The organism is Moraxella sp. CTOTU47579 (assembly GCF_032004885.1).
GTDB lineage: Bacteria > Pseudomonadota > Gammaproteobacteria > Pseudomonadales > Moraxellaceae > Faucicola > Faucicola tetraodonis.
The window spans coordinates 1-21,340 of record NZ_DALZOJ010000015.1 but is presented as its reverse complement, the minus strand read 5'-3'; the positions used below and the strand labels follow the sequence as shown (position 1 = coordinate 21,340).

Annotated in this window: 13 protein-coding genes; 9 read left to right on the top strand and 4 right to left on the bottom strand. The window is 45.1% G+C overall.

Annotated elements, in window-relative coordinates; all coding sequences use genetic code 11:
- Positions 1–63: 63 nt before the first annotated feature.
- Both RTP55_RS09310 and RTP55_RS09305 read left to right on the top strand, forming a co-directional pair.
- Positions 64–3,378 carry an autotransporter assembly complex protein TamA gene (locus tag RTP55_RS09310; protein WP_312385727.1) on the top strand — a complete coding sequence of 1,105 codons (3,315 nt, stop codon included), beginning with the start codon at positions 64–66 and terminating at the stop codon, positions 3,376–3,378.
- 160 nt (positions 3,379–3,538) lie between these two features.
- A complete protein-coding gene (locus tag RTP55_RS09305) occupies positions 3,539–8,305 on the top strand; it encodes a translocation/assembly module TamB domain-containing protein (protein WP_312385726.1) in 4,767 nt (1,588 codons plus the stop codon).
- A 109-nt stretch (positions 8,306–8,414) separates the two neighbouring features.
- Here the strand turns inward: RTP55_RS09305 and RTP55_RS09300 are convergent, their stop codons facing one another.
- Positions 8,415–9,038, bottom strand: a complete 624-nt coding sequence (locus RTP55_RS09300) for a TetR family transcriptional regulator (RefSeq protein WP_159770785.1) — start codon at positions 9,036–9,038, stop codon at positions 8,415–8,417.
- A gap of 108 nt (positions 9,039–9,146) precedes the next feature.
- On the bottom strand, positions 9,147–10,535 hold the full coding sequence (locus RTP55_RS09295; protein WP_312385725.1) for a deoxyguanosinetriphosphate triphosphohydrolase: 1,389 nt from the start codon (positions 10,533–10,535) through the stop codon (positions 9,147–9,149).
- A 388-nt stretch (positions 10,536–10,923) separates the two neighbouring features.
- Between RTP55_RS09295 and RTP55_RS09290 the strand changes: the two genes are divergently transcribed.
- Positions 10,924–11,169: a hypothetical protein gene (locus RTP55_RS09290; RefSeq protein ID WP_007115268.1), complete on the top strand. Its 246-nt coding sequence runs from the start codon at positions 10,924–10,926 to the stop codon at positions 11,167–11,169.
- Between the two features lie 108 nt (positions 11,170–11,277).
- Here the strand turns inward: RTP55_RS09290 and rsmD are convergent, their stop codons facing one another.
- Both rsmD and mrdA read right to left on the bottom strand, forming a co-directional pair.
- Complete coding sequence (gene rsmD, locus RTP55_RS09285) at positions 11,278–11,901, bottom strand: 16S rRNA (guanine(966)-N(2))-methyltransferase RsmD (RefSeq protein ID WP_309592689.1); 624 nt, start codon at positions 11,899–11,901, stop codon at positions 11,278–11,280.
- 35 nt (positions 11,902–11,936) lie between these two features.
- On the bottom strand, positions 11,937–13,916 hold the full coding sequence (gene mrdA / locus RTP55_RS09280) for a penicillin-binding protein 2 (protein WP_309592688.1): 1,980 nt from the start codon (positions 13,914–13,916) through the stop codon (positions 11,937–11,939).
- A gap of 482 nt (positions 13,917–14,398) precedes the next feature.
- On the opposite strand from mrdA, the gene RTP55_RS09275 reads away from it, so the two are divergent.
- From RTP55_RS09275 to adk, 6 genes are all read left to right on the top strand, one after another.
- Positions 14,399–15,709, top strand: coding sequence for a DUF445 domain-containing protein (locus tag RTP55_RS09275; RefSeq protein ID WP_065253097.1), 1,311 nt, complete (start codon positions 14,399–14,401; stop codon positions 15,707–15,709).
- Between the two features lie 66 nt (positions 15,710–15,775).
- Positions 15,776–17,860 carry a heme lyase CcmF/NrfE family subunit gene (locus RTP55_RS09270; protein WP_312385724.1) on the top strand — a complete coding sequence of 695 codons (2,085 nt, stop codon included), beginning with the start codon at positions 15,776–15,778 and terminating at the stop codon, positions 17,858–17,860.
- Positions 17,847–18,422: a DsbE family thiol:disulfide interchange protein gene (locus RTP55_RS09265; protein ID WP_065252789.1), complete on the top strand. Its 576-nt coding sequence runs from the start codon at positions 17,847–17,849 to the stop codon at positions 18,420–18,422. The genes RTP55_RS09270 and RTP55_RS09265 overlap by 14 nt, the downstream gene beginning before the upstream one ends.
- On the top strand, positions 18,419–18,982 hold the full coding sequence (locus RTP55_RS09260; protein ID WP_312385722.1) for a cytochrome c-type biogenesis protein: 564 nt from the start codon (positions 18,419–18,421) through the stop codon (positions 18,980–18,982). Before RTP55_RS09265 ends, RTP55_RS09260 begins: the two co-directional genes overlap by 4 nt.
- Entirely contained in the window at positions 18,982–20,262 is a 1,281-nt protein-coding gene (ccmI, locus tag RTP55_RS09255; RefSeq protein ID WP_312385721.1) for a c-type cytochrome biogenesis protein CcmI, read from the top strand. Before RTP55_RS09260 ends, ccmI begins: the two co-directional genes overlap by 1 nt.
- A gap of 261 nt (positions 20,263–20,523) precedes the next feature.
- The gene (gene adk, locus RTP55_RS09250) at positions 20,524–21,180 is read left to right on the top strand and encodes an adenylate kinase (protein ID WP_312385719.1); all 657 of its coding nucleotides are present in this window, start codon (positions 20,524–20,526) and stop codon (positions 21,178–21,180) included.
- Positions 21,181–21,340: the final 160 nt, after the last annotated feature.

Sequence of the window (21,340 nt, the reverse complement as noted above, 5' to 3'; positions counted from 1 at the left end):
TTTGGTTAGTAAAATGTTTATGCTAAAATCGCCTAGTGCTCGCTCAAGGATTTGATTTTTATCATGAAACCAATAAATTTGCTACCCTCTGGTCAGTCAACCGCATTGGCCGATAACCCGTTTAGTTTTTTTTATGCCAGCTCTCCACTATCGTCCAATCCTTGTCCGTCAAATCCTTGCCAGAGCCCCGCCCATTCTAGCGTATCAAATCATTCGCTGTTTCGCTTGACCCCCATACGTTTGGCAATTACCTTGGTTAGTGTGGGTGTAGTGCCTGCTTGGGGGGCACAAACGCCAATAATGTCAGCTACTGTTAATAGTTTAGCTAATACTTCAGCTCACAGCACAGTTAATACTTTAGCTAATAGCTCAGCGACGAATAGCACGCTAACCACTAGCAGCGCAGCGCAGACCACCGCCAATGACAGCAAGGGTACCACGGCAACGCAAAATGCCACGCCTGCGGCAACTGCGCAAGATAGCATCACTACCGATGCCAATACCGCTCAGCCTTATCTGTATCAACTCAATCAGCAGCGCGTTGAAGATAAAATTGGTCAACAACTCGATAATCAGACTTTGGCAGACTTTAATAATTTTAACCAACCTGTGGCGACGTTGAAACAAAACCAACCTAGTGTCGGCTACAGTAAAGCATTAGATCAAGCCACACCGCAATCGGTTGCCAATCAAATCAACAATAGCAAGCCTGCAAGTGTGAATACTCAATCCCAATCGCATGCCCAAGCGCAAGTCACTGAGCAGCTAACCACCGAAAAACAGAATTTCGACGCGATTAATCAAAAGGTGAGCGAGCAAACCAATTTATCTAATCAAAATACCGCTAACCAAAATATTGCGAATCAGAATCTGACTAATCAAGGCGTCGCCAATGATGCCGGCAATATCAAATCCACCGACACCATCAATCCCAATGATTACTTGCCCGCCTATCAACAGCAAACAACGGCATTGACCACCCCACAAGCCAACTCAACCGTGACAGCAGAGCCGCAAGGCATCGTGGCGCGTTTGAAAAACAAACTAATAGGTCGCGGCGAAGGGCTCAACTATATTGATATCAGCTTTGCCAATGCAGATGCCAAACTCGAGCCTGCGCGTAATATCAAAGCGGCGTTGGAAAAAGTGACCGTCGAATCGGTGTCGGATTTTAATGCCAGTGTGAACAAATTACGCCAAATTGCCAAAGATGCGGCAGAGGCGGTGGGTTTTTATGACACTAAAATCGCCTTTAGGCATTTAGGCAAAGACAATATCCAAGTCAGCTTAGAGGTTGGCAAGCCCGTCATCGTGCAAAATCGCATCATTGATATCCGTGGTGAAGGTGGGGAAGGCGATAACGCGCTGCCGGTGTATCCCGTGATAGAAAAAGAAATCCCGCCCAAAGAAGGGGATGTGTTCAGTCATGGTATCTATAAAGCCGCAAAGGCCACGATTGAAGGCGTCGCGCAAACCAATGGTTACTTCGATGCCAAATGGCTCAATAGCTCGGTGGATATTATTTTGCCGGACAATACCGCGGATGTTGACCTAATTTATGACACAAAGACTCGCTATCACTTTGATGATGTGAAGATATATAGCATTGATAAGCAAGGCAATTTGACCGATGACCCAGATAAACTGCCTTTAAAGCCAAAGCTGATCAAAGCCTTAATGACGTACCAAAAAGGCGATGCCTACTATCAACCCTTTGTTACCGAATTTACCAACAATTTGACTGCCACCCGTTATTTTAATGGGGTGGATGTGGATGTCGTCATGCCATCAGACGAAGCAGCAAGCGATATCGCATTTGAACAATCGGGCTCGGCGACGCTCAGCAATGCCAACAGCAGCAATACCACAGCCGACAATATCGCTGGCACTTCTGATACAGCCGCCGGTATTTCACCCGCCAATTCAACCGATCAAAGTCTCGCATCTCAAAGCAATTCAACTCAAAGCAACTCAGCTCAAAGTCAGTCATCCGAACTTCAATCCGCAGGTACTGTCGATAGCACGACGCAAAAAACCGTCAATCAGGTGCAAGACCCCAATGACATCGCGCCGATTCAATTTGAAGTCGATGACTCGACCGAACAACGTCTCAATGCCATCAGCCGAAAAGCCAAAAATTTATTGGCCGCACCCGAAGATATGGAATTATCACCCGAGGCTGAAAATAAAAGTAAAAATCCGCTGGTGGTCATTGCCAATGCGGTCAGTAAAACGGCAAAAAAACTGGATAAAGACAAAGACTTACCCATCAAACCACGAGAAGACCAAGTCATACCAAAGCTCACGCCACAACAAGTGTATGAAACAAAGCAAATCCCAACCTATGTGGTACTCAATGCCACCAAGCCGCATGAGGCACAGGTGGGTTTGGGTTATGAAACGGACGTAGGCGTGCGCTTGACTGGTAAATATCAAAACAACTTGGTTAACCGAAGTGGTCTGCAGACTGGGGCATCAGTAGCATTATCCAAAGTCGATCAAGCGGTGGAATTTACTGCCAGTTTACCCTATAAGCATCCCCTCAACGATAAACTAACAGGCACAGTCGGCTATCAACACAAAGAAGTTGATGACCTAGTCAACACCTTTGAGGCGGACACGGTCTATGCCAGTATTGCCCGCAATATTTATCATGATAGTGGTTGGAATCGCACCTATTCGCTGCGCTACCGCGGCGATAAACTCACAGTCGATCCTGAAAAATATAGCACCGATAGCTTGCCTTATCCTTTTAACAACTACGCATCGGATTATACCCAACAAGCCTTGTTAGCGGGTTATGCAATTAATAAAACGGTAGCAGACAATATGCTGACGCCAATGTGGGGTTATAGCCAACGTTATTCGCTTGAAGTCGGTGCTAAAGGGGCACTGAGTGACACCAATATGGCCATTCTACGTGCGGGTGGTACTGGGATGTATACTTTTGGCAAAGATAACAAACAACAAGTGATTGGGCGACTGGATTTGGGTTATCTATATAGCGGTGATTTTTATGATGTGCCTTATCGTTCACGCTTTTTTGCAGGCGGTGATTCTAGTATCCGCGGCTACAACACCGATAGTTTAGCACCGACCTATGGCGGCGAAAATTTCTTAGTCGGCGGTGATGCCTTAGCGGTAGGGTCGGCAGAGTATAACTATGAGTTTAGACCGAGCTTTCGTGGCGCTGTGTTTACTGACTTTGGTAATGCGTATGATACAACTGGCGAATATGATAACGCAACGGCGGTCAGTATCGGTACAGGTATCCGCTGGCAATCACCGATAGGCTTGGTACGGCTCGATGTGGCAAAAGGTCTGACAGGGGATAACAACGATGTCCGTTTACACTTCTTTATCGGCTCACCGTTATAATAATTTGGCTAAAAATCACGGCATTATTTTATGCAAGGTTTTTAGTTAAGATTTTTGGATAAAACTTTGCTAGTATGGAAGGTTTATCCAATATACCGCCCATATACAGCGCATAGAACCTGTGTTTTTGTAGTTAGCCAACGATTGATTTGCGATATTAATGAAAGACGATAATAACAACGACTCATTGCCCGAAGATGGCACCAAGCCTGACGATAAATCATTGGTAGATAATGACCTAGACGGTAAAATAGACACTGAAAATCTAGAAACTAAAAGTCCAGACGGTGAAGATTTAGACCCTGCAAAAGAAGAGGCGGGTTGGCTTCGACACTGGTATCGGCAGGGTTTTGTCACCAAAATTGTGATGGTGTTAGTCGTTATTTTGATTGTAATATTGTTAGGGGCTTATTATGCCGTCGGCACCCCATGGGGTACACGGTTACTTATCAATGCCATCGTTCAAGAAACAGGTATCAGCCTAAAATATGGTAAAGGCAATCTTCGCGATGGCATTTGGGTTTACGATCTTAAAATTCCTGATAAACCGCCAAAAAATTATGTCGAAGTCACCGTTGATAAAGCCTATGTCAAAATTGGCTGGCGCGCCCTTATCAATAAACAAGTGCATCTGCGTGAAGCCAACATCAATCGCATGGTCATCACCTACAAAAAACCCCCTTCCAATAAACCCTTTGATTACCCACGCATCGCACTGCCTGTTAACTTAACCTTAGATGACGTAAAAGCAAATTTAGTGCGCTATCAGCAAGTGACCCGCGACCCCATCGATTTTAAACAAGCGCATGTCCAAAATTTTACTTGGTATGATACCCAAATCACGGTTGGCGAAGGCAAATTGGCGTATAACAATTTATTAAGCGTTGATAAAATCAAAGGCAAAATTGACCTGCAGCATGATTATCCGCTGGATGTGACAGGACTGGTCATCGTCAATTCATTGTCAAAAGTGTATGTCGATGCGCTCGATACCCATGCCACAGGCAGTTTGAAATTTTTGACCGCGGATATAAAGAGTAAATACAATAAATCGGATGTTACTGGGCATTTAACGGCGCAGCCGATGGATAAAAACGCGCCATTTAATGCCAAACTTGAATGGAAAGATGTGTTATTGCCCTATGCCACCAGTCAAAACATCCATCTAAAAAATGGCTTAGCGACTGCGAGCGGGGTGACCAATAATATCCAGCTGCGTATCAATGCTGATTTGACTGCCAAAGATATCCCCGATGGCCATTATCAAGGTCGCGGCGTGATTGCCAATCAAAAACTCAGTATCGAATATCTCACGGCTAAAGTCGCGCAAGGGACATTGACGAGTCAAGGCACGATTGATTGGCATGACCGCACCCGTATTGCCCTCATGAATACGGGGAATGGCTTTAAGATTCGTCAGTTGTTGCCAAAAGACATCGCCCCCTATGCGCCAGAGACCTTAACAGGCAAATTAGGCATCGTCTATGATGTGGCAACCGATAAATTGCCGATGCAAGTACGGGCAAATCTGCGCCAAGATGACGGTGAAATTATCAATGCCGATATCCGACAAGCCAAAGGCAACCATAAACCTTATACTATCGATGCCAATTGGCAACGGCTGATACGTCACAATTTACCGAGCATTGGCGAGCTTAACAGTCCCAATGGCAAAGCGCAGGTGATTTTTCAGCCGGCAGACGGCAAGCGACCCAGCAGTGTACAAGCGCAAGTCAATGCCAATATACTAAAGCTCAATCAAGCCCCAAGCGGTAATTACCAAGTCGATGTCAATAAAACAGGTCAGCTGGTTGACATCACTCAATTGCTGTATCAAGGCGTGGCAGGTAATTTGGCAGGCAATGGTAAAATTAAACTTGCCAGTGGCAATCAGCCGTTAGCTTGGCAAATCAATGCCAAAACCAATCATTTAAATGCCCACAGCATTTTAAATAGCATCCCGCTGCAAGACTTGACAGGCAATGTGGTTGCCAGCGGTACCCTGCAACAGCTCCGCCAAGCCAATCGAGCAGTTGTGACCCGTCATGATGTCACTATCAACCAAATTGACATGACAGGGGATTTAGTGGGCGCCAACAATAGCAAAAAACACTTAGCGTTAAAAGGCGCAGGCAAAGTACGTGCCGATCTACTGGGCAATAAGTTATCTTATATCGCCGCCAAATTTGATGGTAGCCTCAACGCGCCAAACGTACCCGCAGGCTCATTTAAATTTGATATTGCAGGCACGCCACAACAGCTCAAAATTAATCAATTTAGTCATCAAGGTAAAGAAGGCTACATCAACGCCAACGGTAGCTTTGATATGACCAATGGTATCGGCTGGCATATCAGTGCTGACATGAAAAATTTTGATGCCAGCTATTTTGTGCCAAGTCTGCCAAGCCAAATCACCGGCACCATCAATACCGATGGCTACTGGCGGGCAGGCGCTCAGTATATTCATATCGCCAATATGAATCTCAAAGGCAGACTAAAAAATCAACCTTTGATGGCAACGGGTCAATTGACCGCAAAACTGAATTTGCCAAAAGACCTCAGCACGCTGCGCCAAGTCATTGAAAATAGCGCCAATAATCAAAAATACGGACAAATCCGCCGTCTTGTTGAAAGTCTGCAAGCCAATAATCTGCTGGTACAATGGGGCAGCAATCGCATCACCGCCAATGGCAACCAAAATCAACTAGTGACCAGTGTCGATATCAGCACACTCAATCAGCTAATGCCGCAGCTAAAAGGTATCGTTAAAGGCGGTATTGTCTTAACCCAAGGTAACAACCAAGCCCTGCCTAACATCTATGTGGATTTAGTCGGGCGTAACATTTCACTGCCAAACTTTGTGGTACTCGATGCCAAAGTCACCGGCAAATTGGTCAATCTTGCCAAATCACCCAGTCAGTTGCAATTGACTGCAACGGGTATCAATATTGCCAATCAACCGCTGCGCTCTTTGCAACTGTATTTTAACGGTACTCAAGACAATCACACCTTGGATGTCAAAGCAGATAGCACCAAAGGACAAGTACAAGCGACGCTCAAAGGTCGTATCGATCTTGCCAAAAAACAGTGGTCGGGTATGCTCGGTAATGGGCAAATTGGTACCAAATATGCCAAGTTGCAACAGCTACAACCCGCACAAATGCTATTTGGCTGGCAAAACCTGAATGTACAAATGGCGGCACACTGCTGGCAAATGGTTGGGCAAAACGGCAGTCTATGTCTAAAAAACAACCTTGTGGTCAGTAATGGGCAAGGCAATGTCGATGTCAGCGTGCAACAAATTGATAGCCAAATTTTCTCTGTGGTGATGCCGCGTGATATCGCTTGGTCAGGTAAACTCAACGGCACCGCACTCGTTCATTGGCAGAAGAACCAACGACCCAGTATCAATGCCAGCTTCTTTACCGATAACGGGGTATTTGGTACCGCCGCACAAACCCCTGAAGAAAATCCAACGACCATTGCCTATGAGCGTATCAGTGTCATCGCCCGTTCAACCGCAGAAGGGCTGAAACTTCGTGCAGATATCAAAACCGCCAATGGCGCGGGCAATGGTTATTTGGACGCCACCGTCAATCCCTATATACAGTCAAAACCGATTTCAGGCACCGTTGTTTTCCAAGATATTGACTTGGCGGTATTTAAACCTTTCTTCCCATCGTTTGAACGCTTGACAGGTAACGGTCTGGTGGCAGGTAAAATCAGTGGTTCATTAATGCAGCCCAAATTTGTGGGCGATATTGAGTTACAAGATGCCGGTCTTAGCATCACAGGCGTGCCGATGCGCTTTGATAAGATTAATGTGTTATCGCACGTGGCAGGCAATCAAGCCTCTATTGATGGGTCTTTTGCCAGTGCAGGCGATGGTCAAGGCACCATTACCGGTACAGTTGATTGGACACGTGAGTTGCAAGCCAAGCTGAAGCTGCAAGGCAAAGACTTGCAAGTGAGCCAGCCGCCTGCGATTTCTGCCATTATTAATCCAATTTTTGATGTGATTGTCAAACCTAGCCAGCGCTACGTGAATATCGTCGGCGTGATTGATGTGCCTCGCGCCACCATTCGCCCCCCTGAGGCCACAGGCAATGTGGTGAGCAAATCCCCAGATGTTAACGTGATTGATAGACGCTTGATGGGTCAGATTGATGATGTGCTAAAAGTCACTCAACCCTGGAGCATCAACGCGGATGTGGGTGTGGATCTCGGCGATCGCGTAAGCTTCCAAGGTTTTGGGGCGCGGTTACCATTGGCGGGTGCGCTGCATATTACCCAGCGCGGTCAAGGCACCATGAAAGCAGAAGGGGTGGTACAAGTATCACGCCGCTCAAAAGTCGAAGTATTTGGGCAAAGCTTGACTCTAAACTTTGCGCAAGTTCGGTTCAATGGTGAAGTGATGAAACCACTGCTAAACGTAGAGGCAGTAAAAGACGTGCAAGGCGTACAAGTGGGTGTCAAAGTCAAAGGCAGCACCAGTGCGCCAAATATTACCGTGTTTAATAATGGCGGACTCAGTGAACAGCAGGCGATGAATGCGTGGGTGACAGGTAGTCTAAATAACAATTCAGGTCAAAATACCAACGAACAAGACTTTAGAAACCGCGTCGACAATACCATTGCCGCAGCAGGGTTAAGTTATGGCTTAAGCGGGACGCGCCAATTTACCAACCAAATTGGTCGGGCGTTTGGGTTGCAGCGTTTAACGTTAGATGCCAATGGCTCGGGCAATGACACCTTGGTCAGTCTAACGGGGTATATCACCCCAGACTTGTTTATACGTTATGGGGTAGGCGTGTTCACCTCGCAGCCTGAGCTCAGTATGCGTTATCAATTAACAAGACGCTTGTATATTGAGTCTAAATCTGCCATCAATAACTCTGTCGATTTGATTTATAACTGGCGCTATTAATGGGTTGATAAACAGTAAAAAGGCTGAGTTAATGCTCAGCCTTTTTTGGTTTCACTGTTTGTTGGTTTCACGGTTTGTTGGTTTTACTGTTTTTTAGCTTAAGTTTTGGTTAAGGACACCAATTACGCACACCATAAAACAGCACTTGCGCCTGTTTGATACAGCGATTGAGATAATCTTGTTTACCTTGTACCTCGGTGGGGTCAAATTTGAGCCATTGATACACCCAAGAAAAATACATATTCACGCCCATATCTGCAATCAACAAGCGTACTTCTTGATTTAAATGTCCAAAGGCAGGTTGCATCGCCAAATCATCGGTCATGATTTGCGCAAACAAGCTGATTTGCTCATCAAGTGCATTTTGCACAGCTTGGTTGCCACCATAGCGCTCAGAGACAATAAAGTGCCAGTGCAATGACGCGTGCTCCACACTTTCTAAAAAGAAACGCACGCTTGAGGCAATTTGCCCTTCATGCGTTCGGGTGCGACCCAGCTGCAAATGATCGCGCAGACTTTGCAGCGTGTGACCGAGTTCTTCATTGACTAAGCAGGTGCCAAGCTCATCGATATCCTGAAAATGGCGATAAAAAGCCGTTGGCACCACGCCCACTTCGCGGCTAATCTGGCGAAGTGAAATCGACGAAAACGCATGCCCTGACCTCGATAACTGAAGCACCGATTGAAAAAAGGCTTGACGGGTTTGGCGTTTTTGCAAGTCACGGCTAGTCATTAGGTATCCAATCAGCGGGTTAAATAAGGAAAAATATTCTAAGCCGAAAACGCCAAATATACAATCGTTGACGATTGACGATTGATGATTGAAGCTCAGCGATGAGGTTTAAATATTCACCGACCAATTGCCCTTTAATGCTTGCGCGAGCCGATAGGCTTCATGATCATTCATGCCAGTCAGCATGTCTAAAATACACAATATATTTTGATAAACATCATCCCCTAATTGCCGACTAACATTGCTTAAATGGGCATTTAATAGATTAAGCAGTCGTAATTGCTCAAACTGAGCAATACTGTCTGCTGAATTACCCGTCAACGCGAGCGGCATAAACGCATCAAGTAGCGTATGTAAACAGCGGTTTGACATGATTTCAACGCGTACTTTGCTTGGATGTTGAAAAATACGGGTATGGGCTAGGCTTTTGGCTTCACTGATACTACTGCGTACATTATTCGGGCAGTAGTCAAATAAGCTGCCCGTCAGCTCACCTGCCAATAAAGCAGCTTGGTTGGCAACAAAGGCATCAGTGACTTTGTCTACCAATCGCCGCATTGCTCGACCCCGTAGCGCGGCTAATTTTTGGCTGATAGGCGCATTGGTCATGACTTCAGGCGGTACGCCAAGCCGTTTACCGACGAGTTTGAGCAGTAGTGGCTCAACTTCATGATACTCTAACATACCCAGTAAAATCCCATCTTCCAAATCAATCAGCGCATAACAGATATCATCGGCGGCTTCTAGCAAATAAGCCAATGGATGCCGCGCATAACCCCTTTGGGTTTTGGGTAATTGCAGCTGCTCTGCCAAATCATGCAAAAACGGCGCTTCACTTTCAAAGCAGCCAAATTTCTTGAGCGTTAAGGGCGAGGGCAGTGCGTCACTGTCACTGACTGGGTTGATAGGGGTGGAAAGATAAGGGTATTTCATAAAAGCGCCCAGCGTTGCCGCTGTCAAGCGCATGCCACCTGCATCAGGATGATGCTCGTTACGGGTCAGCAGTCGAAAGCCTTGCGCATTGCCTTCATACGCTAATAAATCTATTCGCTGGCGTGGGGTAAGCCGCCTTAGATACTGGCGCTGGGCAGGCTGAAAAAACCAATCTCGAATCGCCTGTTCACCCGCATGCCCAAACGGGGGATTACCGATGTCATGTGCCAAACAAGCTGCCTGCACAATGACTCCCATGTCCGAAATCGTAAAGCCGCTTGGCAAGTCATTACCGAGTTTCTCCGCGCTCATCATCCCTAGTGAGCGCCCAATACAAGATACTTCAAGCGAATGGGTTAAGCGGGTATGAATACCCATCTCATGGGTTAACGGATGCACTTGGGTTTTTTGATTCAATTGGCGAAAAGATTGCGAAAAAACCAGCCTGTCATAGTCCTTATGAAATGCCGTCCTTGACATCTTGGATTGGGTAAACTGATTGCTATGATAGATAGGTTTGGCAGATAACAGCGCTTGCCATTGCTTGTGTGTATTTTTTTTCATTATTATTTTCAGTCTTACAGAAAAATGGGGTGAATGGGATTAACTAACTAGCTAATTGATTCTAGCTAGATAATTGATTATTAACCAGTTTGGATGAATATTTTTTCAAAAGTTTGATGACACTATACCATTTATCGCAAAAAATGACCAAATAGGAATTTTTCTGATAAAACAATTGTGTAATTTTTTATTATTGTTATAATTTAGTAACAAATACATTGTAGAATGTAATCAATATAAGATAAATGTAATGTTTGATTACCTTTGTACATATGTACATAGCTTTTGTGGCAATACAACCTATAGCTTTAGCCCATGGTTGTTTGCTAAAAAAAGTAACACAATGAAATTTAATCGGTTAAATTTCAAATTTTTTAGGACACAATTTATGATCCATCAAGCTAACAATACGAACGATAAAGATGCCGATGATAGTGTAGAAGTGACGCGCCATCAATCCAAAATCAACATTCATAGTGTTGTGCTGGTGATTATGTTAGCGCTCGTGGTGACATTTTTGATGGTGGTTGGGGTCAGTTATCTGTATGAAGCCAACAACTTAAAAGGACAGTCATCAAAATATTTATGTCCGTCAGCTTCTGCCGTACAAGTGGGTATATGCATTAAAAGCTAATAGTGGGTTTGCTATTAGGCGTGAATGGTTATTATATCTGCCGACTGGGTTAATCCAGTCGGTTTTTTAATGGCTAAGTTCAAGGGCTTTGAATTGAAATGCTTTAAATTAAAGCGCTTTTAGCTGATAAATGCCGGCAAAAATTTGCCCCATTTTTTTATATTTAAGTGGCTCAAGTGACGCGGTAAAAGATTCTAACAGGTGGCTATGATCTTGATCGCTTTCGATATACAGTAATGTCTGCGGATGAATTAACTGATGGTTGATTAACCCATGCAAAATTGTATCCCATAACGCTAGTTGATAAGGCGGGTCGATAAACACCACATCAAACGGCTCGGTCTTTGCCAGTTGTGGTAAGGCATGTTGTATCGTAGCTTCCATTGTCACAATTTTTGTATCAGCAATACCTAACAGGGCTTGGGTGGCTTTAATTTGCCTACATTGCTCATGGTTAGGCTCGATAGAAGTTAACTGCTTGGCACCCCGCGACAAGGCTTCAAAACCGAGCACCCCACTACCAGCACAGCAATCTAGTACCTTGGCATTGACTAAATCATCGGCAAGCCAGTTAAATATTGTCTCTCGGACACGGTCGGGGGTTGGTCGCAACCCATCGGCATCGATAAACGCTACCAAACGCCGCCGATACTCGCCGCCGATGATACGGACGTGAGAAATAGGGGGGGATTTGGTGGCTTTATTGGCTCGTTTGCTAATTTTGGACATCATGGTTTAGAAATCATAGTTTGGACATCTACATTACGTTAGTCAGCGCCACCCACCGCAGGGAGTTTGGCGGTATTGGGTTTTGAGATAATAGGTTTACCCGACAAAACTAACGCTGCCCGTTGCAATTTGGCGGCTTGTTTTTCGGCGTTGATTTTGGCAAGTTCTTCAGGCGATGGGGGCACAATCGGTTTTTTGATTTTATCAATGAGCCAGTAATCCATCATTTTACGCACAATCGGTGCTACCCAGCCACCATGCCGACCGTTTTCTACGATGACGGCAATGGCAATTTGCGGGTTTTCGACCGGGGCAAAACCAACAAACCAGCCATGATCCCAGTGGCGCGAGTCAAGCGCGGCTTCGTTATAGCGTTTACCTTGTGCGATAGATTTGACCTGCGCTGTGCCTGTTTTGCCAGCGATGCGATAAGTTGGCGTATAGATATTATGCGCTGTGCCTTTTTTGACCACATCTTCCATGGCTAGGTGCATACGCTGCCAATCATTGGGGTTACCGTTGTATTGAATTTTACCATCGGGCTTTTCAATAGGGGTGACATGTTCGGCACCGGTGGATTTTTTGAGCAGATGGGGGGTTAAATGCTGTCCATCACCGGCTAGCATGGCGATACCGTTGGCAATCTGTAAGGGTGTCGCCAAAAAATACCCTTGCCCGATACTCACAGAAATGGTTTCCCCAGGCAACCAGGCTTTTTTATAGGTTTTCATTTTCCACTCAGTAGAAGGGTAGACCCCGGTTTTTTCTCCCGGCAAATCAATGCCCGTTTTACTACCAAAATTAAAACGCGTCATCCAATCATGAAGCCGGTCAATACCCAGTTGATAAGACAGCTTGTAGTAGTAGGTATCGACAGATTCGACCACGGATTTATGCAAATTGACGTTACCATGACCCGATTTTTTCCAGTCACGAAATTTATGGCTATCGCCAGGCAGACTAAAATAACCCGGATCATAAATACTACTGTCCCATCCCATTATTCCGTAATGAATCCCTGCCAAACCCTCAATCGGTTTGATAGAAGAACCCGGGGGGTATTGCCCTTGTAGCGCACGGTTGTACAGTGGCATGTCGGGGTCTTGTTGCAGTGCCTTGTATTCTCTGCTACTAATTCCAGTGATAAAGGGATTGGGGTCAAAACTTGGATTGCTCACAAAGGCTAAAATCTCGCCAGTGCTTGGGTCAATTGCCACCGCCGCGCCGCGTTTACCATTTAATAAATCGCTGGTCAATTTTTGTAACCCATAATCAAGGCTTAGATAAATATCATTGCCGGGAATGGGTGGTTTGGTATCGAGTTTTTTGATGATATCGCCATAGGCATTGGTTTCAATTGATTGATAACCGGGTTTGCCCAGTAGCAGCGACTCGTAATATTTTTCAATCCCTGTTTTACCTATCAAATCGGTGCCTGCATACAGCTTTTTATCCAACTTTTTACTATCGTTGTCGCTGATACGCCCAACATAGCCAATCACATGGGCAAATAAGTCACTGTAGGGATAGGTGCGCGTGAGTTTACTTTGAATCGTCACGCCTTTAAAAAACGGTTTACGTTCACTAAACTGGGCAACTTGCTGTTCGGTAAGTCCAATTTTAATGGTGACAGGTTCGTTTTTACTTTTTTTAAGGGCTTTTGAAGCTTCACTGATTTCTTCAGGTGTCAACTGAAAAATCGGCGTGAGTAGCGCCAAGGTATTGTCAGGATTGTCAATTTCATCAGGACTGATGACAGCGGTAAAAACAGGCTGGTTATCTGCCAAAATCACGCCGTTCCGGTCATAAATGTAGCCGCGACTGGGCGGTGCAGAAACCAGCTTGATACGATTATTGTCAGACTGGGTGACGTACTGGTCATGGGTATAAATTTGTAGATAAGCATAGCGTACAATCAAGCCAACCAAGCCCAAAAACACAAACACCGATGCCAAAATTACCCGGCGGCGAAAGATAAGATTTTCACGTTGCATATCTGAAGAATGGGGTGGTTTCATAAGCGGGTAACAGCAATTAGAACGGTTTTAAAAAGGGTCGCGGTGCGATGAATGTTTAGCTTAATGCAAATATAGGGATATCACCCAGCTACTAAGCTCCTATATGGGTGGCTTAAGTATGGGTGGCTTAAATCTGATGGCTCAAATCAAAATTTAAGAGCGATATACTAGCATAAAACATGGCAAATAAGCATGCCCAAATCCTGTCAAAATCGCAAATAACTAACGGCTGCTGTCAAAACAAGTGTATCAAATTATGATAGCCGCATTGACGGCAATATGGATGATAACATAGGGACGCAAAACCGCTAAAAATACAACTTCTTCAGGTAAAATATATCTTTCTGTGCTAAAATCTAGCAGTTTGAACGCACCCATATTCACGCACCCATACTACAGACGTTGTCAAGCAAACCTTGTAATGTCATCTCGGTTTTATGGTCCTTTGATTTTAGCTTTTTCACCATGTGAGCTTTTTTGATATGTTTGCAGAAATTTGGCACAAGCTTGCAATCCATCCGCAATTTTTCGCCATGCTGACCATTCCATTTGTGACAGCAGTCGTGACTTGGGCGCATGTATGGATGGCGCTCAAGATGCTATTTTATCCCATTCATTTTTGGGGCATTAAGATTCAAGGATTTCCAGGCGGCGGTATCGGCTGGCAGGGCATTGTGCCACGCAAAGCGGGTAAAATATCCGGGATTATCGTTGACCAAACTTTATCCAAGCTTGGCTCGCTCGATGAGTTTTTCCAAGCCATGCACCCTGAAGAAGTGGCGGATTTTATCAGCCAAACCATGAACCAAAACTTGGATTTGCTGATTGATGAAATCATGAATGAGCGCTCGGCAACGCTGTGGGCGAATTTGCCTTTTGCTGTCAAACGCCGTATCTATGCGTATGGACACGAGCAATTGCCAGCTATCATGAAAAATCTGGTGCTCGACTTGACCTACAATGTCGAAAACTTGGTCGATATGCGCGAGATGATTGTTAACAAGATGGAAAGCGACCGTGCGCTGATGGTGCGCATGTTTTTGAAAGTAGGTCAAAAAGAGATTAATTTTATTTGGCATATCAGTGCGTTGATTGGGTTTGTATTTGGTATTTTGCAAATGGCGATTTTTTGGTTTGTGCCGCAGCATTGGACGGTGCCGTTTTTTGCCGCGATTTGGGGGCTGTTGACCAATTGGATTGCCATCTGGATGGTATTTAATCCGATTGAGCCGCATTATTATCGCTATCCCAAATTTTTTAGTTTTAGCAAATCACTGCCGTTTATTCGCTTTGAAAAACCGCACATGGGACAATTTAACTGGCAAGGTGGTTTTATGAAACGCCAGCCTGAGGTCTCTGAGGTGTTTGCTGAGATTGTGGTCAAAGATTTGGTCACGCTCAAAAACATCATGCATGAAATGATGTATGGCAGCCGTGCGATGCAAACGCGTGAGCTGATTAAAAAACACCTAAACCCAATATTGGAATCACAGGTGATTCAAACGAGCTTGAAATTTGGTTTAGGTCGTAAAGAGTTTGGTCAGCTCAGACACGTGATTATTGATAAGTCAATAGCAGCGACCATGGTGCCGATGAGTAATCCTGAGCTTAACCTTAGCCGCGCAGAAAAAATCTTTGGGCTGTTTCGAGACCGTATTCGCGCATTGACGCCCAATGAATTTCAAAATCTGTTGCGTCCTGCCTTTCGTGAAGATGAATTAACACTGATTATTTTGGGCGGCGTGACAGGGTTTTTGGCGGGCTGGATACATTTGATATTGGTGTTTTATTAATTTGACCCATTTTTTTGGTGAAAATTCTACAGTGTGATAACCACTACAGCGATAGGAGCAGTGGGTATGTTAATTACTGAATTGGGCTATTTTGCGCTTATTTCAGCCTTGGTGATTGCCATTTTACAGGTTATTTTGCCAGCAGTCGGGGTGTTTAAACACCAACCTGCTTGGCAACGACTGGCGGGAAGTTTTGCCATTGCGCAGTTTTTGGCAACCGGCACGTCATTTTTGTGCCTGATGTATGGGTTTTATGCCAATGATTTTACGTTGATTTATGTCGCCAATCAGTCAAATTCTTTGCTGCCTTGGTACTATCGCTTATCAGCCACATGGGGCGGGCATGAAGGCTCACTGTTACTGTGGGTCACCATTTTGGCGACTTGGGGCGCGGCGGTGGCCGTTTTTAGTCGAAGCTTGCCGCTTGCCATGCGCGCACGCGTGTTGGTGATTATAGCCTTTGTGCAAATGATGATGCTAAGCATGGTGATTTTTGTGTCGTCACCTTTTAATCGCAGTCTACCCAGCATCCCAGTGGATGGCAAAGATTTGAATCCACTACTGCAAGACCCTGGATTAATTTTTCATCCACCGATGCTATATATGGGCTATGTGGGCGCGGTGGTACCGTTTGCTTTTGCCATGGCAGCATTATGGGCAGGTCGGTTAGATGCGGTGTGGACGCGTTGGTCGCGTCCTTGGACACTAGCGGCTTGGTGTTGTTTGACCTTAGGGATCGTGTTTGGCTCAATGTGGGCATACAACGAGCTTGGCTGGGGCGGCTGGTGGTTCTGGGACCCTGTGGAGAACGCGTCCTTTATGCCTTGGCTCGGTGGGGTGGCATTATTACACTCATTGGCAGTTACCGAAAAGCGCGGCGTGTTCAAAGCTTGGACGATTATGTTGGCGATTTTCACTTTTGCTTTAAGTTTATTGGGTACGTTTTTGGTACGTTCGGGGGTCATTACCTCTGTTCACTCATTTGCCGCAGATCCCACACGCGGTCTGTTTATCCTAGTGATTTTGGGCGTGGTCATCGGTGGCGGTCTGGCGATGTTTGCGTGGCGCGGTTGGCGCTTGACCCAAGAAAGCCATTATCAGCTCAAATCTCGTGAGACGTTATTGGTCATCAATAACATTATTATATTAGTCGCAACCATCGTGGTGGTGATTGGCACACTTTATCCAATGCTGGCCGATGCGTTAAAACTGGGTCAAGTATCGGTGGGAGCGCCCTATTTTAATGCGTTATTTGTGCCGTTAACTTGGTTATTGTTGTTGTTTTTAGCCATTGGACCGGTCAGCCGTTGGAAAAAAGACACCCGTCCATTGTTAGGTATAGGCTTGGCGATTTTAGCCAGTTGTTTTGTGTTAGCCGGGGTTTTAAGCTATTTCTTGGTCAGTAGTATCAACATCAATATCTTTATGTCAGCGGCATTGTGTTTATGGGTGTTGGTATGGATGGTGATTGATATCAAAGACAAAACCCGTAACGCGCGCTCGCTGGGCGCTGGGCTAAAACGTCTGCACATGGGCTATTGGGGAATGCAGCTGGCGCATTTGGGTATTTTGCTATCCGTGATGGGTATTGCCATTACCACAAGCTTAAGTATCGAAAAAGACATTGCCATGCAAAAAAACCAATCGGTTGAAGTACAAGGCTACCAGTTCACGATGGATGAGCTAAAAAAAATTCGCGGCGCCAACTTTGATGCCACCCAAGCGGTGGTCAGTGTTCGTAAAAATAACCAAATAGTCGCCACCCTTTATCCAGAAAAACGCCATTATGTGGTCAGTCAAATGCCCATGACCGAAGCTTCTATCCAGTATAACCCATTAAGAGATATCTATATGGCAATGGGAGAGCCTATTTTGGACGCCAATCAAAGTGAAGCCAATGCCACTAAATGGGCGGTGCGTATCTATATCAAACCTGGCGTACGCTGGGTGTGGTGGGGTGGTTTTGTGCTGGCGCTCGGTGCGATTTTAAGTATGTTTGATAAACGCTATCGTAAACTGCCTAGACTTGCTGATATGAGTGATGACAAGTCGGGGAATTTGGCAGCGATTAACACCCCAGCGGCAATCGCCCCCGTGTTAGTAAAAAATGACAGTGAGTTAGGTGAGGAGAGTGCTCATGGCAATGCGTAAAAGACAACTTTGGTTTTTGATTCCTTTGGTGCTTTTTTTGATTATCATTGCGCTGTTTTATACGCGGTTGGGCAAAGATACCACGGTAGTGACCAACACCTCGCTCAATCGCGCTTTGCCAAGTTTTAGCTTACCGTCTTTGGGTAACCCATCACAAATGATTACCCAAGCACAGCTACCCAAACAGCCATTTCTACTCAATATATGGGCATCTTGGTGTGTGACTTGTAAAGTTGAACACCCGTTTTTATTGCAAATGTCAAAAGCAGGTGTACCGATTGTTGGGGTCAATTATAAAGATGAAACCAAAGACGCGCTCGATTATCTCAACACCCATGAAGACCCATTTACCCTCAATGTGCAAGATAAAGAAGGGAATTTTGGCATTGATTTGGGTCTGACAGGTGTGCCAGAGTCGTTTGTGGTCGATGGCAAAGGCAATGTGCGCCAGCATATCTTGGGTGAAATCAACGAAGAGCGCTACAACAAGCAAGTATTGCCTTGTATGACTGCGCTGCGTGAACAAGCCGCTGATGCTAAAATCCGTGAGGTGTGCCAATGAGTATCACATTTGCAAAAATTCGTCACCTGATGGGTGTGGTGTTGCTAGTCGCAGGGTTATCCATATCGGCTTGGGCAAATATTGATACCTACCAATTTGACAACCCGCGCCAAGAAGCCCAGTATCGTGCGCTCATTGAAGAATTTCGTTGTCCAAAATGTCAAAACCAAAACTTGGCAGGTTCCGATGCGCCAATTGCACAAGATTTAAAACAAAAGACTTATGACATGGTCAAAGACGGTCGTTCCGACGCCGAAATTCGCCAGTATATGAATGAGCGCTACGGTGATTTTATTAGCTACAAACCCCCTGTGCGCCCATCTACCTGGATTTTATGGTTTTTTCCGCCTGTGCTGTTGGTGTTTGTAATGCTGGCTTGGTTTATTCGTAACCGTAATTCGTCAAAACGTGCCGCTGTCATTGCCAATCCCATAGAAGACGGCTATGCGCCACTTTCAGCCGCCGAACAACAGCGATTACAAGACTTGTTAAACGCCAATGATAACGCTGCCAATGCTAAAACTAGTGAAATCAATCAAGCAGCGGTTAAGGAAAATTAATGTCAACGCTAATTATTTTTATCATTGTCGCGCTTTTGTTTGCTATCACGCTTGCGGTATTTATTTTGTTACCATGGTTGCAAACCCAAGACCATCACGCCATCGCCAATCGCGCTGATAATCAGCTACTAACGCTCAATATTGAAGTATTCAAACAACGATTGGTAGAACTTGATGCCGATTTTGGTGAGGGTGAAATCGATGAGGCGACTTATCAAACCCAAAAACTGGCGTTAGAGCGTCAATTACTAGACATCAGTGACAATCAAGATACCAGCCATTTTACTCCCAATTGGAAAAGCCGTCTGATAGTTATCATCTGGATTCCGCTGTTATCTGCGATGGCTTATGCGATGATTGCCGACCGCACGCCCGTCTATCAATTATGGGATGCACAAAATCGTTTGGGAAAAGTCGCGGATGACTTATTGACCGCAAAAATCGATACGCCACCCGAATGGGCGACCAAAGACAGTGTGGGACTGATTAGTGCCATGCAAACCAATGTGCATCATCATGCCACCGATCCGCTACGTTGGTTCCGTCTCTCTGAAGTGTTTGTAGCTTTGCAAGCACCCGAGCAAGCAATTGAAGCCTTGGCAAGGGCGTATCGTCTCAATCCTGATGATGAAAAAATCGCCATCACCTACGCCCAAACTAGCTTTTTTACCCAAGGCGGGGTAATGGATGACAAAACCCGTCAAGTGGTTGAGCATATTCTAGCCAAAAGTCCCAAACACCAAGGCGCACAAATGCTGATGGCAATGGGCGAAATGCGGGCGGGCAACTACGCGCAGTCTCGAAAATGGGTAGAACTGCTACGCACCGAAATCCAAGCGCGTCCTGGCGATCATACCCAAGCCTTAAGCAGCTTATCTGAACTTGAGCAGACTATCAACCAGCGGGAAGCCCAAGGCGAACAGGCGATTACAGTCAATGTCAAAGTCACCCCGGAGATATTAGGGCGGGTGAAAAAAGGCGAAAGCTTATTTGTTAATGTGCGTAAGATGGCAGGTGGTCCCCCTGTTGCTGCCAAAAAACTGTCAGCAGATAGCTTAACCATCAATGGTATGGCAATTAACATCAGCGATAACGATAGCATCATGCCGACCATGACCTTAAGTTCGGCGATTAGCACGAATGAGCCATTGGTGATTACTGCCCGGATTAGTGCTTCAGGTGACGCCATGCCGCAAAGTGGTGACTTGACGAGTAACCCCGTACCGCTAGAGAAAACGGCTGACTCGACAACCGTATTGATTGATAAAATCGTGCCTTAAATCGTTATGAAAAATCTCTTGATTGAATAGGGGATTAATTGAATAAGGGGCGGATTAAAGCTTGCCACATTTTTATTTTTAATACCCCTATCAATTTAAATTATTTTGCAAAAATTGCTTGAGATTTTAGCGGTTAACGAGTATTGTTAACCCAGTATTTCAAAACTGTTAGTTATTCGAACACACCATTTGTGGGTCTTTTTTGCTATTGCAGTAATGAGATAGGGCGATTTTAATAATTTCGACTTAAGGAATAGGTTTATGAAGCGTATTATTCTTTTAGGGCCACCTGGCGCTGGTAAGGGTACCCAAGCACAAATCATCACCAAGGAATTTAATATTCCACAAATCTCAACAGGTGATATGCTACGTGCCGCTATCAAAGAAGGTACTGAGCTTGGCAAACAAGCCAAAAGTATCATGGATGCCGGCGGACTTGTCTCAGATGATTTAATTATCAACCTAGTTAAAGCCCGTATTGCGCAGCCAGATTGTGCCAACGGTTGTATTTTTGATGGCTTTCCGCGTACCATTCCACAAGCCCAAGCGTTAGCCGATGCAGGCGTACACATCGATAACGTGGTAGAAATTGCCGTACCTGATGAAGACATTGTGTCTCGTTTGTCAGGTCGTCGTTCTCATCCTGCTTCAGGTCGCGTGTACCATGTGGTCTACAATCCACCCAAAGTGGCAAATAAAGATGACGAAACTGGTGAAGACTTGGTTCAGCGTGATGACGATAAAGAAGATACCATCCGCGATCGTTTAGCGACTTATCATAACCAAACAGAAGCTTTGGTTGGTTTTTATCAAGACTTGGCAAAATCAGGTCAAAATGCGCCGCGCTATGCTAAATTTGATGGTACACAAGCGATTGATAAAGTCAGTGAACAAGTCCTTGCCGAGTTAAAAGCATAATTAAAACCATGATTAAAAGCGTCAATGGGTTTTTAAGAAAATTAATATTAGGTAAGCTAAATAAAAAGCTGAAATTTTGATTTCAGCTTTTTTTTATAACTAAATCGTAAGCATCCGACCATCCCATCTACCACCATTCTAAAAAATACGAGATAGTGCC

Coding starts and splice junctions, on each gene's coding strand:
- RTP55_RS09310 (WP_312385727.1), top strand. CDS start 64: ATGAAACCAATAAATTTGCTACCCTCTGGTCAGTCAACCGCATTGGCC.
- RTP55_RS09305 (WP_312385726.1), top strand. CDS start 3,539: ATGAAAGACGATAATAACAACGACTCATTGCCCGAAGATGGCACCAAG.
- RTP55_RS09300 (WP_159770785.1), bottom strand. CDS start 9,038: ATGACTAGCCGTGACTTGCAAAAACGCCAAACCCGTCAAGCCTTTTTT.
- RTP55_RS09295 (WP_312385725.1), bottom strand. CDS start 10,535: ATGAAAAAAAATACACACAAGCAATGGCAAGCGCTGTTATCTGCCAAA.
- RTP55_RS09290 (WP_007115268.1), top strand. CDS start 10,924: ATGATCCATCAAGCTAACAATACGAACGATAAAGATGCCGATGATAGT.
- rsmD (WP_309592689.1), bottom strand. CDS start 11,901: ATGATGTCCAAAATTAGCAAACGAGCCAATAAAGCCACCAAATCCCCC.
- mrdA (WP_309592688.1), bottom strand. CDS start 13,916: ATGAAACCACCCCATTCTTCAGATATGCAACGTGAAAATCTTATCTTT.
- RTP55_RS09275 (WP_065253097.1), top strand. CDS start 14,399: ATGTTTGCAGAAATTTGGCACAAGCTTGCAATCCATCCGCAATTTTTC.
- RTP55_RS09270 (WP_312385724.1), top strand. CDS start 15,776: ATGTTAATTACTGAATTGGGCTATTTTGCGCTTATTTCAGCCTTGGTG.
- RTP55_RS09265 (WP_065252789.1), top strand. CDS start 17,847: ATGGCAATGCGTAAAAGACAACTTTGGTTTTTGATTCCTTTGGTGCTT.
- RTP55_RS09260 (WP_312385722.1), top strand. CDS start 18,419: ATGAGTATCACATTTGCAAAAATTCGTCACCTGATGGGTGTGGTGTTG.
- ccmI (WP_312385721.1), top strand. CDS start 18,982: ATGTCAACGCTAATTATTTTTATCATTGTCGCGCTTTTGTTTGCTATC.
- adk (WP_312385719.1), top strand. CDS start 20,524: ATGAAGCGTATTATTCTTTTAGGGCCACCTGGCGCTGGTAAGGGTACC.